We start from the raw sequence: 15822 nt of genomic DNA, 5'->3' as shown, positions 1-15822 counted from the left end.
TTATGAATTGTTGTAAACTTTTATTTTCTTGATTGACGGCTCTTTTTGCGAATTCTGGTCCAGGTTCTCTTTCCAGTACTCATCAATGCTTTCCAGCGACCTGCCTTTAGTTTCAGGTATGAGTTTCCATGTTACCCAGATAGCCGGTGAGCAAAAAAGCGCGAAGAGAAAGAATGTGGCTGCGGGCCCAAGTCCTTCCAGTGACACCGGGGTCAACTGTCCCACAAGGAAATTTCCGATCCAAAGTGAAAGTGTTGCCAATGCCATCGCCTTGCCGCGAATTCCGTTAGGGAATATTTCGCCAATGACCACCCAGCAAACCGGTCCGAAAGAAAAAGCGAAACAGGCGATGAACACAAGGATGAAAATCAATATGGCAGGTCCATGCGTCACGCCAAGAGCGAAGAGTGAACCAATGCAAACGAGCGAAACGACAGCACCGATAATACCGGTATATAACAGCGGCCTTCTACCCCACTTGTCAACAGTAAAGATGGCTACAAACGTAAAGACGACATTAACTATACCAATGGTTACCTGTCCGCCAAGTGCATTGCTTAAAGTAAAGCCTGCCCCTTCCAATATTTTTGGGCCATAATAAATAACTGCGTTAATTCCACATACCTGTGAAAGGAATGGCAGCAACAGACCGATATACAAAGCTTTGCGATAAACCGGTTTGAAAAGTTCCCTTACATTTGAGGCGGATTCGTTTCTGTCCATTGCCATAAAGGCGTCGATCTCGTCATCAGCTTTTTCCGCACCGTCTATTTTGATAAGGATAGCCCTGGCCTTGTTTGTTTGATGCTGCAACAGGAGCCATCTTGGCGACTCGGGAACTAGGAATAACGAAATCAGAAATATTCCCGAAGGCAAAACGCCCAATCCAAGCATCGACCGCCACGGTTCCGTAACAAATACCTGCTGAAGCGTCTCACTTTGATAAGCGGCATTATGAAAATTTTCTATATATGCATTTGATAAATAGGCTACTACAATTCCTACAGTTAGCGCCAACTGGTAAAGTGATACCATCATCCCCCGGTATTTAGCCGGCGAAAACTCTGATATATACAATGGCGAAACCATCGATGCAACCCCGATACCCAAGCCGCCGATGAGCCGGAAAACCACCAGTTGAGCGAAGGATGAACACACCGTACATCCGATGGCGGACACGAGGAATAACAAGCCGGATAGAATAAGGACTATTTTCCGTCCATACTTATCACTCAATTTCCCTGAGAAAGCGACACCTATGATGCATCCCAGCAGGGCGCAGCTCACAAACCAGCCCTCCTGCAGGGCATCAAGCTTAAAGTCGTTTTTTACGAATCCCACCGTGCCGGAAATGACAGCTGTGTCGAAGCCGAAAAGAAAACCACCCAGTGCCGCAATCACACACACGAGGTATAAAAACCCCTTTTTCCGTTGACTATTTTGCTCTATTGCTGATTTCATTGTTGATCTTTAATAAATGCCTTGATAACTTTTGCACGTGTTTTGCCAAGATTTGTCATTTTGAAGCTGCCTGCAGCGGCGGGGATGACGAAGGTCTCGGCGTACGCAAACCTTTGCTCAAATCCATCTTTTGTTTCAATAGAAATAGCTTCTCCTTCAACAAGCATCAAAACGAGGCATGACTGATTGGTGGAAACGGTGAACTCATTGTCGAACTCAATTCTATGGACATCATAAAAATGATCCTGGTGAGTAGGCAAATGCACGACTCTCATATCTTGTGAATAGTCTAAAACCATAGGTTTCGAGATCAACTCCTCTTTAACCTTCTTGCCTTTCCTTTCAAAATCGAGGTTGTTAAAAGCGTGCTCTATATTTATTGGCCTTGGATTTCCCTCCAGGTCCAGTCTCAACCAGTCGTACATTTTGAAGGTGAAGATGTAGGGCGTCGCACTTATTTCCAGTACCAGGTTACCAGCCCCGGCGCTGTGGACGGTACCATTTGGAATGAGAAACAAGTCATGTTTTTGAGCCGGATAATATTGAACAAAATCAGTGATATTTACTTCAACATTGTTAGCCTGGCTATCCTCGAGTGCCTGCCTGTATTCAGCCGGATCAATATTGTCCTGAAATCCTAAATAAACACCGGCCCCGGGTTCACAATCGAGTATGTAATAAGTCTCGTCCTGCGTGATTGTTTCACCAAAAACATCACGTATATATTGCAGCCTGGGATGGCATTGGATCGAGAGGTTTCCTCCTTTTACGGTATCCAGAAAATCAAACCTTATAGGAAATTCATCACCAAATCGGCCTGCATGCTTACCCATAATCTCTTCCCGGTTACAGAACATGAGAAAATCGAAAGAGACTTCTAACAGATTCCCATCGCTTTCCAGAACAACACCATTCTCCGGCACGATCAGTTCAAATGACCAGGCATAGTTTACAACATCCTTGTTTATACCTGTAATTTTCTCTTTTATCCACTGGCCGCCCCATGCACCAGGCTCAAACCAGGGCCGAACCCTGATCACCGAAGTGCTCATTTTGGACAGGCCGGCAAGCAGGTGCTCCTTTTTGGCCCAGCTGATGCCGGTCGGCCATTGACCGTCGGCAACTATCCCTATACGTTCTATTAATTTCTTTTTATGCTCGCTACACAATACCCAATCCACGAAATAATACCGTTTATACATACGGAACGGCTCGATCAACTGCGCATTGCCAAGGTTTCGTATGCTTCCAGCACGCATGCGAAACTGAAGTTCGTTTTTAGGGAGATCAATATAAATTACCGGTGTTCCCCAGTTGGCAAGAGCAGCGCCTGTGCCGTATAGGATATTAATGTCCAATCGGGAATCAGGCAATTGATTCGTTAATGCCTGATCGAAGAGGTCTTCAATATTTAGTAAGCATTTGGTTCCCCAAACTGAATCATCTGCGCCAAGGAAGGGAGAAACCAACCCATCAATCACTTCTTCACTTTTCAAAAAATCAGCCGCCTTGATCCATCCAACATTAAGATTGGACTTTTCAAAACATTTTGCCAGCGCCTCCTTTATAACGTCCCAAAAAACACCAACGTATCCGTCAATAATAACATTCTTATGGCTCATGATCCATTCAGCCAGTGAGCTATAATCATTGTGGATCAATCCGTCGCCAATATTAAAAACCGGGTAAATATTATATCCGGGCTGATCGGGAAATGAACTGACCGAATTAGGCATCAAAAACTGCCCGGTCTTTCTGAAAGGCATTCCCTCATCCAGTTCTAAATCATTTAAAGTTTTGGTACTTTGTAGAATACTCATATTTGTTATAATGTATATACATATTAAATTTCAGATCATAAAAGACACAACCTGAAAAGTTATAATTGGCGAACGAAAATCGAATGATTTGTTATAATGTACAAACATAAAGATATTTATTTGACATGCAATTCTTTTTGAAAGAAAATTTTTCTATTAAATTAGTGTGTTCCAGAGGTCGAGCAGGGCGATTATAAAAAAATTTAAAAGAATATGTCCGAACATAATAATAAATCTCTTACTTTCGGTGTATGAAATACACGATAAATCATAAAAGTCCTATCCCTCTTCACATCCAGGCCGAAGAACTACTGCGTCAAATCATCCAGGACCCCGAATATAAGGGTGGCAAAATCCTGCCAAATGAAGTCGAGTTATCCAAGCAACTGGCTATTTCACGCACTACCTTGCGCCAGGCAATCAACAAACTGGTCTTTGAAGGATTGCTGATCAGGAAGAAAAAAACGGGAACCAAGGTAGCTGAGATACCTGTAAGCTCGAAGTCAAACAATTGGCTGAGCTTTTCACAGGAAATGAAACTGAGGGGTATTACCATCAGGAACTTCGAATTGCATATTACCTGGGTGAAGCCGGATGACGAGATCGCCCGGTTCTTCGAGATCAAGAAAGACAAGATGGTGCTCAGGATGGAGAAGGTGCGCGGACGTCCCGAGGAACCATTCGTGTATTTTGTTTCTTACTTTCATCCGCGGATAGGACTAACCGGCGAAGAAGATTTTGCGCTTCCGTTATATGAAATGCTGGAAAGCGAGCATTCAACCATCGCTACCCTATCCAAAGAAGAAATTAGTGCACAGGCTGTAAATACAGACATCGCGAAAAAACTGCGTGTAACCGAAGGCAGTCCGATTCTCTTCCGTAAACGTTTTGTTTTTGACCAGGGTCAGCGCCCAATGGAATTTAACCTTGGCTACTACAAGGCGGATAGTTTTATATACACCGTTGAAAGCACAAGATAGCGTTATGATAGATGATCGTGTGCAGATATAAGAATCTATCTGCTCACTAATGGTTCCTGTTGAGAAGGGGCCTGATATTCTGAATGAACATCCTGAAAGTAAGCTGTAATTGGACCATTATCAAAAGAAAGGTGCAAATTGAACCTGCCTATGCTTATATTTCTGCCATCAAGTACTTGTCTCATCTCAGCTTCATCATCGTTTTTTACAGCTTTTGTCGAGATCAGGATCATATCCGGTTGAAGTTTTTCACAGGTAGCTGCCAGGTCTTTTTTACCGCCATAAATTTTGTATCCGTATAAATACATATTATGCTTGGTTTCATCATCATCAATCCAACCCACCGGTTTCAGCTCATATTTATGATTTTGTAATAGCTCCTGTATTAACAGATAGCCGCTATCTCCTGCGCCATATATTAATACTTTTTTTGTTGCCGCCCGGTTCCTGCTGATCTGGTCGTTAAGCCAACGATAAAATAACCTCACGAATACTATGCCGGTAGATGTTACCAAAAAATCGACCGGAAAGAAATAAAACGTAAACAATCCCAGCTTTCCTTTAAACGCAAGTATGCCGACAAGAATAACATTGGCCAGAAAGATAGATATAAAATAAGCTCCTATTTCCAAAACCTGCACATAGCGCCATATACGGTAATACAGCCGGCCAATATAAAGCAACGATATTTTAACACAGATAAATGCGCCTAGTATAACGTCTTCGTGAACATTTTTAAGATTCAACGCTTTTTTTGCGAACCGAAAGGAGATATAAATAATCAATATATCTATAAACATTCCCGCGATAAGCTTTTTCTGTGCAATTAAAAATTGTAATGCTGTATTAGACCGGGCGGATTGTCCCCTTAGACGTTGATTGGTAAGTTTTTCTTCCTTATCTGAATAAACTTTTACCCTTGATAATAACACTGAAAAGATCACAGAGCTTGCACTGACGATAATGACACACAAAAGCAGTCTATTGATCTGGCTTTTATACATAGACAAGCATAGCACTCCCCATGCAGCGCAGATGCCATATAAAATAAGCACAGCCTGTTTCTCACTTAAGCCTAGTGCGACAAGCCGATGTGAGGTATGATCTCTTCCGCCCTGGTCTATCCTTCTGCCTGCTAAAAGGCGTTTAACAGTAACCAGGGTAGTATCCATAATGGGTATCGCCATTAAACTTATAGGTACAAAAAGAACCCACATGGCAGAAGATGAACCCATTTTATATTGTATAGCAATGCTTTGGTAAGCCAATGTGCAGCCAAGGAAAAGGCTGCCTGAATCGCCCATAAATATTTTAGCGGGCTTGAAGTTGAATATCAGGAACCCTATAGTTGCACCGGCGAGTGCAAAACCGCTAATGGCCAGGTACGAGTCGCCATTTAATGATGCCAGTGTGCCGGTGGTTAGCGCTACAATAGCCGAGATACCCGCCGCCAGTCCATCCATATTGTCCAGCAAATTGATGGCATTGGTAATTCCGATAATCCATATGAAAGTTAGCGGAATACCCGTCCATTCTAACAGACCACCACCAAAATTGAAGCCATAATAGATCAGGACAAAGGAGCACGCGATCTGAGTAAGAAGTTTAATAACTGGTTTCAGTTCCCACAGATCGTCGATAAACCCTGTTGCAAACATGACGAATGATATGCCATAAAGCATCAGGTTAGGATGAGCGCCTGAAGAAAAAACAGCAATACTGTATGCAGCAAAAATAGCTATACCGCCCATAAGGGCAGTAGTTTTCTGATGCCAGCGGTCTGCCCTTGGTTTTACCACCCAGCCTTTTTTATGAGCCAGTTTAATAGTAAGTGGAGTGAACACGAGACAGGAAATAAACGCTACCACTCCTGCAATTACCGATCCCGACAAAGCATTCATCATAAAGCTATCTTATTGCTCATATTATATTTAACCTCCAGTATCTTTTCGATCCCTTCGTCAATACTTAATAATTTGCGGTTAAGTACATTCAGCATTTTTGTATTGTCAGGTTGACGTCGCGTCATGTCGCCTTCTTTTAAAGGTGTAAGATGTATAATAGATGAACTTGAACCGGTAATTTCAATCACTTTTTTAGCGAGATCAATGATGGTGACTTCGACTGCACTGCCGATATTAACAACCTCATTTAAGAACAGTCCTTCTTCAAATATTTTTACCGTAGCTTCTATATTATCGTCGATATAACAAAATGTGCGACTTTGGTGACCGTCGCCATAAATTGTTATATCCTGATTACCCAATGATGCATCTATAAATTTTGTCACCACGAAATCCTTGCTTTGATGAGGCCCGTAAGTATTGAAAAAACGAAAAATTGTAAAATCGAGTCCGTACTCCTTGTGATAAGACTTAAAAAAAGCTTCACCAACATTTTTTACGATAGCATATGGTAGCCGCGAATTTAATGGAGTAGTATTTTCATTTTGCGGGAACTCAACAGGTTCGCCGTATACCTCGGAAGAGGAAGAATAAAACACTCGCTTCACACAGGTATTTTTTGCCAGGCTGAGTATATTCTTTATTCCCTCAATATCCTGCAGAACTGTCATTGGATTGTTCAAAGTGCGCTTAACGCCGACCATAGCCGCATAATGAAACACATAGTCGAACTTAAAACCAAGCATTACAGCAGAAATATCGTTGTAATTATTAACGTCGCATTTGATGAACGAGAAATTATCGCAGTCTTTTGGCAGGTTAGCCACTGATCCGGTCAGTAGATTGTCAACTACCACAATATGATAATCTTTGTTTTTGACCAAATGATTAGCAAGCGAACCACCTACATTGCCTGCGCCCCCCGTAATTAGAATTTTTTTCATATAATAGACAGTTTAAAAGTTAATCTATTTAGTAATAGTGATACAGGAGCCGGGGTCCTTAGCTAATTGGACATTGGAGCAATTATTGGAAGGATCATTAATATTATGGTTAGCAGTGTGCTGGATCCGGGGCATTATTAAAGTTTAAGTAATAGTTATTGTGGTACCATAAAATCCGAAAATTTAAGCAAATGCCTTAAAATAAGGCAAATAGAAAAATGCCGGATTTTTATGTGTCAATAACTAAAATTAGATATTTGTTTTAATAATTTTAGTTTTAGTTATTAAAAAATTTTACCCATAAGCACATACAGGAAAACTAAAAGGAATCGCCAGATTTTACCATATTCGTTGGTGAATAATCCGGAGCGATAAGAAAGACAAAAATGGGCCATATCACGATATTTGACTACCTCCTGCTACCTTTATACCTTTGGCTGATTTTCAAGATTGCCTATTATTTCAGGGACAAATATTATCCTAAAGACCATCCATACCATCCCTATTTTATACCAGCTCTGACAGCTAAGGTTGGGGGGGCATTATTTGTCGGAATATTCTATTATTATTATTACGGTGGGGGCGATACCTTCAATTTTTTTTACCACGCCGAGATCATCAACTCAACCCTTTGGCAATCTCCTTCAACCTGGTTTATGTTAATTACCCACCAGGTGGATACGAACAATATGATCGAGGCGAAAGCTTTGTCTGATATCTATTGGTTTGACGATATTCCATCTTATTTTACTTCATGCCTGGGAGCATTGATCGGATTGTTTTGCTTTACCAAATACCTTGAAATCAATGCCATCATTGCGTTTTTATCTTTTATAAGCTCATGGCTGATGTTTACTGTTTTTGCTAAACAGTACCCTAAATTGCTTAAATATCTTATCATCGCAATATTTTTTTTACCAGGGTTGATAGCATGGGGCTCAGGGTTACTAAAAGACAGTTTTTGTCTTATTGCGATAGACGGTCTGATCTATTGCTCATACACCATGTTTGAGAAAGGGAAATTCAAGCTATGGCTTATTGCTTTTTTTGTTGGCTCAATCCTGTTGCTTTTGGTAATAAAAGCATACATATTGATCCTTTTACTACCTATAATCCTTTTCAAAACTTTCCTGGTTTATAGGAAAAGGTTATCAGCGCGCTACGGTAAAAGCGCATTTTATTATGCGACATTAACTATTGTATCCATCGGCACGCTTTATTTAATAAAGATCATTGTTCAATACATGGTTTCAGCAGTTGTCATTCAAGCTACCCTTGAAACCATAAAACATCAAAAAGATTATCTTCTGGAGCTATCGATCCAGGAGGATGGGCAAGCGTATGACCTTGGAGATTTTAATCCGACAATTTCGGGCATTCTTGCAAAATTCTGGCCGGCGGTCAATGTTGCGTTGTTCAGGCCCTATTTGTGGGAGTCGCACAGTATTATTCAGATAATCAACTCGATCGAATCGCAGGTTACGCTGCTGGCCACTGCTTATCTTGTTTTCAGCAGAAACATTCTGAAAACTATAAAAAACATATTATCAGATCCCAACCTGATCATGTTCCTGTTGTTCACTTTACTTTTTGCGTTTATAGTAGGAGTATCCACCTATAACTTTGGTTCGCTTTCACGTTATAAAATACCCTGTACTCCGTTCTATGCTTTATTGATCCTGATTCTTTTATTTAAGGATAAACCCGAACCGGATGCAAAACCGGCTGATGAAAACGCTGAGAACCTGCCTGCTTTACCTGATGCTATAGCCGGTTAAATACCTCAAGGTACTTTGGCGCATATACTTCAACCGATAAATTTTCTTCGGCAAACTTGCGGGAGTTGTAGCCCATTTGTTTTCTAAGCTGGGAGTCTTTGATCAGGAGTTCTAATTTTTCAATCCATTCCTGTTCGTCCTTAACTAAAAAACCATTGTAACCGTCCTTAATAACTTTATAGTTTGGCCCGATAGCTGTTGCAATGATTGGTAAACCTGCAGCCATGTATTGCACCAGTTTTCCGCCGCTTTTGCCATGCACCCATTGTTCATCCGGCAAAGGATGCAGGCCTATATCAAATTTCTGTATGTTGGAAATCTCAGTTTCCGCTGTCCAATGCAAAAGTTCTATATCTACGCCATCTAACACAAAGTCATCATCACCCATTACCATAATTTTCACCGGGTATTTTTGAGAAATATGTCGCAGCACGCCATCAATCAAGTGTAAATATTTGCTTGTGGTGTGGCTGCCGCTCCACCCTATTACAACCGTATCTGATTCATGTTCTACGGGATAGTTATAACTTTTAACATCAATTGTTGCGGGTACCACGGTCAGGCTTTCATTTAGTTTTTTTGAATACGCTACCAATTCATCTGTGCTGACTAAAACATGGTCGCTCTTCTTTATCAGGTAATTTATTTTGGATGCCGATTTAAATGGCTTGATAAATTTATTATGCTGACTGGTGCTAACCATATAAACCAGGTCATCAATATCATATACCTGCTTTTTGGCTAAACGACGTATCATTCTTTCCATAAGCGGCGGACCAAACGGCGTGGCCCATAGAAATATATAGACTACATCATATTGGTGCAATCGAAAAAGGTCTCTGAACCGACGCAGGTATCCACCTAACGTACCCAATGCCTTTTCGAGCAGGTGCCCCTTTTTATAAAGTATTTTTTGAGTTCGTTCCGAAATAAAAGATGATATTTCCAGGTCGTAACCGTTTTCCTGCCAGTTGTTATAGTACTGCTCAAACTTAAGACGCTGAGCAGGTACATAATCTCGGGGATATGGACATAATACCAGGATCTTTTTATTTCGTTTTTCTGATGACATATAGTTTACTCTAATATAGAGTTGTATACATTCAAATACTGCTGAGAACCTTTATCCAGCGAAAAATAATCAATTGCACCATTTCTTACCTGTTGTTTATCAAAACCAGTAGCCGATATGTCCTTTATTACATCATCATAATTGTCAATCGGGACAACAAAACCAGAATTATACATCCGGAGAATATGATCGCTGTCCCCCACTCCTGAATTGCAAATAACCGGTACGCCCATCGCCATTATTTCTCCCTGCTTTGTCGGACTGCTGGCAATCTTACTGTAGGCCGGTTTTATAAAAAATATACCATAACTAAACAAGCTGATCATTAGCGGCACCTCTTTGCGTTCGGCTTTGGTGATGATGATATCATCGATACTAATACCAAATTGATGTGCTTTTTCAAGAATACTTTCGGGGTTGTCCTCCGTCACAAACAGAAACTTTGCTCCCGAAATTTCCGTTTTTAGTGTCTTGAAAAACTGCAACATATCATCCAACATATACCAGGTGCCGATGCTGCCGAGGTATCCTAGTGTAAACGTCTCTTTGCTGATATTAAGTTTCTGCCATATCGCTTGCTGTTGATCTACCATTACTTTACCCGGATCAAAAAGCGCAGTATCTACACAACATGGAATAACTGTTATTTTATCAGGTTCGATTTGTATATCCTTCCACCTAAGTATTTCGTCTTTTGCGGCCCCGGTAAGAGAGACAATGGCTGCCGATTTATTGATAAACTCAATTTCCTTCTTCTTAAAAAACCGGTATATGGTTTTAAAAACAGGATTTTTAAGATTCCATAATTGCCCGTCTACCCTTTCATCGGCCCAAAAGCCGCGCATATCAAAAATGAAAGGTAAATTATACTTCCGTTTCAATGCCAAACCAGCCAACGCAGGAATATAACTGCGGCAATGAACCAGGTTATAATTCATTGACCGATGCAGGCTGGACGCCTTACGTTTCATTCGGAAAAAATCATACAGCGTAGATAATACAGGCGGGGATTTGGTATATATCAATGGTTCCCATCGTATGCCAGCGGAATCCAGGATAGTCTTAATCTGATCTTTTCTTTCCTGGTATCGGGCTTTCTTTTCAAAACTCAGTATAGTAAAAGCAAAGTCTTTCGCACTTAATGCAATGAGATATGGAATGACCTGCGATTGCCCCAGCGGGTCAGTCATTCCGTCATAAGATATATACAGCACGTTTTTCTTTGCCATCATTTCCCTGTTATTTCATCCATTTCTCATACCACATCTGGAACATCAGCAGATACCATATCTGCAAATGCCGTTCGGTATTACCGGCATTAAGACTTTTTAAAATACCCATTACCGTATCTGTATTAAAAAGACCGTGTTCGCTAAGCTTCTTTTCATTGAGATGGTAATCTACCAAAGGCTTCAGCTCATTAGGCAACCACCATTCTATCGGTACGGCAAAACCCATCTTGGGCCGGTCCATAAGCTCCTTCGGGATGTACTTATGGACGATCTGCTTAAGAATATATTTCTTTTGTTTATTGTGATATTTATAATTTGACGGAAGCCTCGCCGCCCACTCAATAATATGCTGATCAAGAAAAGGTTCACGTCCTTCCAGGCCTGTACTCATGGTTGCACGGTCAACCTTTTGAAGGATATCGTCAACAAGGTAAGTTTGATAATCCACCACCATCATGCTGGACAGCCTATCAAAACCGGCATCCTGTCCATTAGTATTGTGCGGAGTATTTAGTTGCGTCACCGGCGCTGCAAATAATTTATCAATTTCATCGCGGGTGAAAACCTGGGTTAGGTTCCTCAGCAATTCGGCTGCGGATGGGTCCCTGATTATGTTTTTGAGCTTATCGTATCTGCCATGGAAGTTGTACGACTTACGCAGGTAAGGAATGCTTTCTGACGAAAGGGAATCCATCGTATGGAAAATCATTTTACGCACAACCTTAGGCACTTTTTCTATTTTTTCAGCATACCTCGATATGTATTCATAACGATTGTATCCGGCAAACACCTCGTCCCCTGCATCAGCTGATAATACTACAGTCACATCCTTTCGGGCAAGCCTGCTTACCAATATGGTGGGTATTGCACTGCTGTCGGCAAAGGGTTCGTCATAATACTCAGGCAGGTCGCCGATTATATCCATTACCTCTTTTGCCGAGCAATAGTATTCGGTATGATTAGTGCCAAGCAACTTGGCAACCTCTCTTGCATAAGGCGCTTCATCCAGTTTGTTGTCGACGCTGCCTATGGTAAAGGTTTTAAGTTTGGTTGTACTTTGCTTTTGCAGAAGAGCAGTTACGCATGCACTATCATATCCTCCGCTCAGGAAAACGCCAACCGGTACATCAGCCACCATCCGGTATTGAAAAGCTTCCGACAGGATGCGCTCAGTTTCCTCAATAGCCTCTGGCATAGATATATCAAGTTTGGGTTGACTGTAATAGTCGTAAACATTCCAGTAAGTTTTTAGCGAAATGTTTTTCGTACCAAGATCAAACCGTAATATATGTCCGGGCGATAATTTTTTTGTATGACGAAAAATGCAATATGGCCAGGAAACATATCCATAAGTAAGAAAAGAAGCAACAACATCGGGATCAACTTCCTTTTCAAACTTCGGATGTTTGACCATCGATTTCAATTCAGAACCAAAAATAAAAAGATCGTTGTGAAAATAATAGAAGAAAGGTTTCACGCCCGCCCTGTCGCGTATGCAGATAATTTCATTGGCCTTCTTATCCAAAAGAGCAATAGCAAACATGCCCCGCCATTTAAAGATACAATCTTCGCCCCATTCTCTCCAGGCATGCAGGATCACTTCTGTGTCAGAATGTGTTTTGAAGGTATGCCCCAGTGAAATAAGTTCATTCCTTATTTCATCGTAGTTATATATTTCGCCATTGAAAACAATGTGCAGGTCGTCATACTCGATAGGCTGGTTAGCTGCGGCGCTAAGGTCGATCACCGAAAGCCGGCGATGCCCCAATCCCACCTGGCAATTATTTAGCTGCTGAAACTGTACGCCCTGACCGTCCGGTCCCCTCGATTTCATTACCAGCGTCATTTCATTCAGGATCGCTACATCACTGTTATTTTTAAAATCAACAAATCCTGTTATACCGCACACTTTTTATATTTTTTAATTGTGATACTTTAATCTTGCCCAACCATATTTTAAGCCATATTGCAATGCACGCAGGTAATAACCTGATTTTTTTGCAGCGCCGCATAGCATATAATAATTTCGTTTCAAAAACTCTCCCATCAATCGCTTAGGAACTACCTTTTCTTCTATCAAAAGGCGAACAAATAGTTCATTATCCTTAAATATTTGTTTCTTTTTGTCCGCATCATTGTACATGCTTTCAGGATGCACACGGTAAAAAACATTAACACACCGTAATGGAATACATCGCGATACCAAACCTACTTTACACAAAAACATCCGGTCGGCTGAGCTGCTCAATCGCCGGTCAAACTGGATATTGTTATTTATCAGTACATCCTTCTTAAACATCAGGTTTGATGGGATGGTGGTAACGTTATTTTTATAAAATAGTATTTCTTCCAGCATGTCATTTCCCGGAGAATTCAATGCAGCGTACTCTCGAATCACTTTGCCATACTCATCAATACACGCAACCCACGATCCACAAACAGCGACATTTTCATCTTGTACTAATGCATCTAACCTTGATTTCAAAAAATCCTTACCAAGAATATCATCCGCATCAAGGAATACGATAAACTCACCGCCGGCAAGCTTCATACCATAATTTCGGGTGTCGGAAACACCGCTATTTTCTTTTAAGTACACAGTTATCCGATTCTCTTTATTTTGAAGATCAAATACTATCTCTTTGGTATTATCTGTGCTCCCATCATCTATTATCAGCATTTCCCAGTCGTCAAAATCCTGATCCAGAACTGAATGAACTGTCCCTGCCAGGTATTTACTTCCATTATAAACCGGTATTATGATGCTTACTTTGGGCATGCTATTTATTTTTTGCAGACAGCGAACAACACATGACAATTTTTCTCTATAAAATCTTTGTTTTCAAACAACTGATATTCCCTGATCTCCGGATACAATGGTGTTTTGAACAGAAGTTTAAAAATCCCATTACGCAAACTATAAGGTAACTTTCGGATGCCCCGGGTTAACAACAATTTCTCTATAAATTGTTTAAAGCTGCTGCCGCCTTTGTTTTCATACCTTGTATATTTTTGTCCGCTGATCGTCACCTCGCTGAATTCTGCTTTCAAAATATCCTTTAGTTCATCATAAGTAAATTCCTGCGTGTGGTAAGGATTCATAACCTTTCCATCCGGGCTCGATACTTTGATATTGGGAGTGGATATAACTACCACTCCGTCCTGTTTTGCAACGCGTGCAAATTCTGCAACCATTTTTTTGTATCCCGTCAGGTGTTCTATCGTTTCTAAGGAAATAATAGCGTCAAAAAAACCATCATCAAATCTTAGGCTTGTGGCATCCATCACCTCAAATTGAACAGATTTGTTACCTTGCCATTCAACCTTGCAGTTGGCTATACTATTGCAATCAATATCACCTGCATAAATAGCAGCCTTTGGCACCTCGCTTAAAATATTAGCACCATAACCCGATCCGCATGCTATGTCAAGTACGCAATCTCCCGGTTTTACAAACTTCTTTGCTTCGGTATACCGGTGTAAATGCTCCCCTGTCCAGGGAGTTATCTTATTATTATAATAACGTTCTATAGACATTCCTTATCCAATTCTCCCATTAATAACATCCTCATAAGTTTTGGTTTTAGGATTTAGTTCAAATTTCTTCCTGACAGCCTTATTCAATTTTTCACCCATTTCCACGAGCATCGAGCGGTCAGCATACATCTGTTTCAGTATCAGATACAATTCCTGTTGAATATTATCCCGCGATATCAGAAAGCCGTTTTGTCCGTGAACTATATACTTATCAACATCACCTATCCCTTTCACAGCTACAACTGGTTTGCTGCATATCCCGGCTTCCTTTGTTACTTGCGGACCGCTTTCAGAAACCGAAGTATGGACCAGCAAATCGGCTGAGCAAATATGCTTAATCACATCAGTCTGACGACCTAGAAAGGAAACCAGATTACTAAGTCGCGAATCAATTACAAACTTTTTCAAATCATCTTCCAGCGGTCCGGTATCTAATAAAACCAGTTTTACATTTACACCTTCATCGGTCAGCCTTTTGACCACTTTCAACAGGTCGATATGATTTTTATTGGCCACCATACGCCCTATGCTGATCAGTTTTAAAGCAGTTTCAGTTTCCGGTTGAGCATGCTGATTTTCACAGACCGGATAAAAATCAAAATTGTAATATAAAGGCATTACAATTATTTTTTTCGCGGATACGCCTTCTTGCAAGATCATATGTCTTTTACTGTTATCGGAAACAACAAGAATTCTTTTTGCGAGTATGCTGACCAGTTTGTCCAGCTTCAATGCGTTTTTATTTCCTGACAGATAAACGTCATCAGCATGGTGCCGCATTGGCCAAACCGAAGCCTTAATAAAATACTGGCTTAAAGTTGCAATGAGGTTAGGGTATTGCAAATGAGAAAACACAAAATCGATCTGATGTTGGCGGCAAAATTTGATTAGTGCTCTGCAATCGCTATAGATATTTTTGGGGACTGCTGAAAACACCTTAGCGCCTAATTTTTCGGCATGCTCATGCAGGTCACCAGCCGGAGTTATCGTCAAGAGGTAAATAGCGTGCCCTTTTTTAATAAGGTCATCCATCGCCGTTAGCAGGAACACCGATACATAAGAGCTATTATAGTAAAACACAATCCGCATCCTGT

General features: G+C 40.9%; 12 protein-coding genes. 2 read left to right on the top strand and 10 right to left on the bottom strand.

Annotated features, from left to right (window positions below; translation table 11 throughout):
- Both VIM89_RS20955 and VIM89_RS20950 read right to left on the bottom strand, forming a co-directional pair.
- Positions 1 to 1461, bottom strand: a complete 1461-nt coding sequence (locus tag VIM89_RS20955) for a sugar porter family MFS transporter (RefSeq protein WP_488158136.1) — start codon at positions 1459 to 1461, stop codon at positions 1 to 3.
- Entirely contained in the window at positions 1458 to 3281 is a 1824-nt protein-coding gene (locus VIM89_RS20950; RefSeq protein WP_488158135.1) for a class I mannose-6-phosphate isomerase, read from the bottom strand. Before VIM89_RS20950 ends, VIM89_RS20955 begins: the two co-directional genes overlap by 4 nt.
- Positions 3282 to 3532: 251 nt before the next feature.
- On the opposite strand from VIM89_RS20950, the gene VIM89_RS20945 reads away from it, so the two are divergent.
- The gene (locus VIM89_RS20945; RefSeq protein ID WP_488158134.1) at positions 3533 to 4261 is read left to right on the top strand and encodes a GntR family transcriptional regulator; all 729 of its coding nucleotides are present in this window, start codon (positions 3533 to 3535) and stop codon (positions 4259 to 4261) included.
- A 35-nt stretch (positions 4262 to 4296) separates the two neighbouring features.
- Here the strand turns inward: VIM89_RS20945 and VIM89_RS20940 are convergent, their stop codons facing one another.
- Positions 4297 to 6165, bottom strand: a complete 1869-nt coding sequence (locus VIM89_RS20940) for a hypothetical protein (RefSeq protein ID WP_488158133.1) — start codon at positions 6163 to 6165, stop codon at positions 4297 to 4299.
- Entirely contained in the window at positions 6162 to 7109 is a 948-nt protein-coding gene (locus tag VIM89_RS20935; RefSeq protein ID WP_488158132.1) for an NAD-dependent epimerase/dehydratase family protein, read from the bottom strand. The genes VIM89_RS20940 and VIM89_RS20935 overlap by 4 nt, the downstream gene beginning before the upstream one ends.
- A 386-nt stretch (positions 7110 to 7495) precedes the next feature.
- On the opposite strand from VIM89_RS20935, the gene VIM89_RS20930 reads away from it, so the two are divergent.
- Positions 7496 to 8887 carry a hypothetical protein gene (locus VIM89_RS20930; RefSeq protein ID WP_488158131.1) on the top strand — a complete coding sequence of 464 codons (1392 nt, stop codon included), beginning with the start codon at positions 7496 to 7498 and terminating at the stop codon, positions 8885 to 8887.
- Here the strand turns inward: VIM89_RS20930 and VIM89_RS20925 are convergent.
- From VIM89_RS20925 to VIM89_RS20900, 6 genes are read right to left on the bottom strand one after another with little or no spacing between them, the layout of a single operon-like run.
- Positions 8874 to 9959, bottom strand: coding sequence for a glycosyltransferase family 4 protein (locus tag VIM89_RS20925; RefSeq protein WP_488158130.1), 1086 nt, complete (start codon positions 9957 to 9959; stop codon positions 8874 to 8876). The genes VIM89_RS20930 and VIM89_RS20925 overlap by 14 nt on opposite strands.
- A gap of 5 nt (positions 9960 to 9964) precedes the next feature.
- Positions 9965 to 11191: a glycosyltransferase gene (locus VIM89_RS20920; protein ID WP_488158129.1), complete on the bottom strand. Its 1227-nt coding sequence runs from the start codon at positions 11189 to 11191 to the stop codon at positions 9965 to 9967.
- A gap of 7 nt (positions 11192 to 11198) precedes the next feature.
- Entirely contained in the window at positions 11199 to 13100 is a 1902-nt protein-coding gene (gene asnB / locus VIM89_RS20915) for an asparagine synthase (glutamine-hydrolyzing) (RefSeq protein ID WP_488158128.1), read from the bottom strand.
- A gap of 12 nt (positions 13101 to 13112) precedes the next feature.
- Complete coding sequence (locus VIM89_RS20910; protein ID WP_488158127.1) at positions 13113 to 13970, bottom strand: glycosyltransferase family 2 protein; 858 nt, start codon at positions 13968 to 13970, stop codon at positions 13113 to 13115.
- Between the two features lie 5 nt (positions 13971 to 13975).
- A complete protein-coding gene (locus tag VIM89_RS20905; RefSeq protein ID WP_488158126.1) occupies positions 13976 to 14728 on the bottom strand; it encodes a class I SAM-dependent methyltransferase in 753 nt (250 codons plus the stop codon).
- Between the two features lie 3 nt (positions 14729 to 14731).
- Positions 14732 to 15817 (bottom strand): glycosyltransferase, encoded by a 1086-nt coding sequence (locus tag VIM89_RS20900; protein WP_488158125.1) that lies wholly within the window; start codon positions 15815 to 15817, stop codon positions 14732 to 14734.
- Between the last annotated feature and the right edge of the window lie 5 nt (positions 15818 to 15822).

It is taken from the genome of Mucilaginibacter sp. (genome assembly GCF_036568825.1).
Taxonomy (GTDB): domain Bacteria; phylum Bacteroidota; class Bacteroidia; order Sphingobacteriales; family Sphingobacteriaceae; genus Mucilaginibacter.
Note: the sequence above shows the minus strand (reverse complement) of the source record. Positions and strands in the feature narration are given on the sequence as shown.

Coding starts and splice junctions, on each gene's coding strand:
- VIM89_RS20955 (WP_488158136.1), bottom strand. CDS start 1,461: ATGAAATCAGCAATAGAGCAAAATAGTCAACGGAAAAAGGGGTTTTTA.
- VIM89_RS20950 (WP_488158135.1), bottom strand. CDS start 3,281: ATGAGTATTCTACAAAGTACCAAAACTTTAAATGATTTAGAACTGGAT.
- VIM89_RS20945 (WP_488158134.1), top strand. CDS start 3,533: ATGAAATACACGATAAATCATAAAAGTCCTATCCCTCTTCACATCCAG.
- VIM89_RS20940 (WP_488158133.1), bottom strand. CDS start 6,165: ATGATGAATGCTTTGTCGGGATCGGTAATTGCAGGAGTGGTAGCGTTT.
- VIM89_RS20935 (WP_488158132.1), bottom strand. CDS start 7,109: ATGAAAAAAATTCTAATTACGGGGGGCGCAGGCAATGTAGGTGGTTCG.
- VIM89_RS20930 (WP_488158131.1), top strand. CDS start 7,496: ATGGGCCATATCACGATATTTGACTACCTCCTGCTACCTTTATACCTT.
- VIM89_RS20925 (WP_488158130.1), bottom strand. CDS start 9,959: ATGTCATCAGAAAAACGAAATAAAAAGATCCTGGTATTATGTCCATAT.
- VIM89_RS20920 (WP_488158129.1), bottom strand. CDS start 11,191: ATGATGGCAAAGAAAAACGTGCTGTATATATCTTATGACGGAATGACT.
- VIM89_RS20910 (WP_488158127.1), bottom strand. CDS start 13,970: ATGCCCAAAGTAAGCATCATAATACCGGTTTATAATGGAAGTAAATAC.
- VIM89_RS20905 (WP_488158126.1), bottom strand. CDS start 14,728: ATGTCTATAGAACGTTATTATAATAATAAGATAACTCCCTGGACAGGG.
- VIM89_RS20900 (WP_488158125.1), bottom strand. CDS start 15,817: ATGCGGATTGTGTTTTACTATAATAGCTCTTATGTATCGGTGTTCCTG.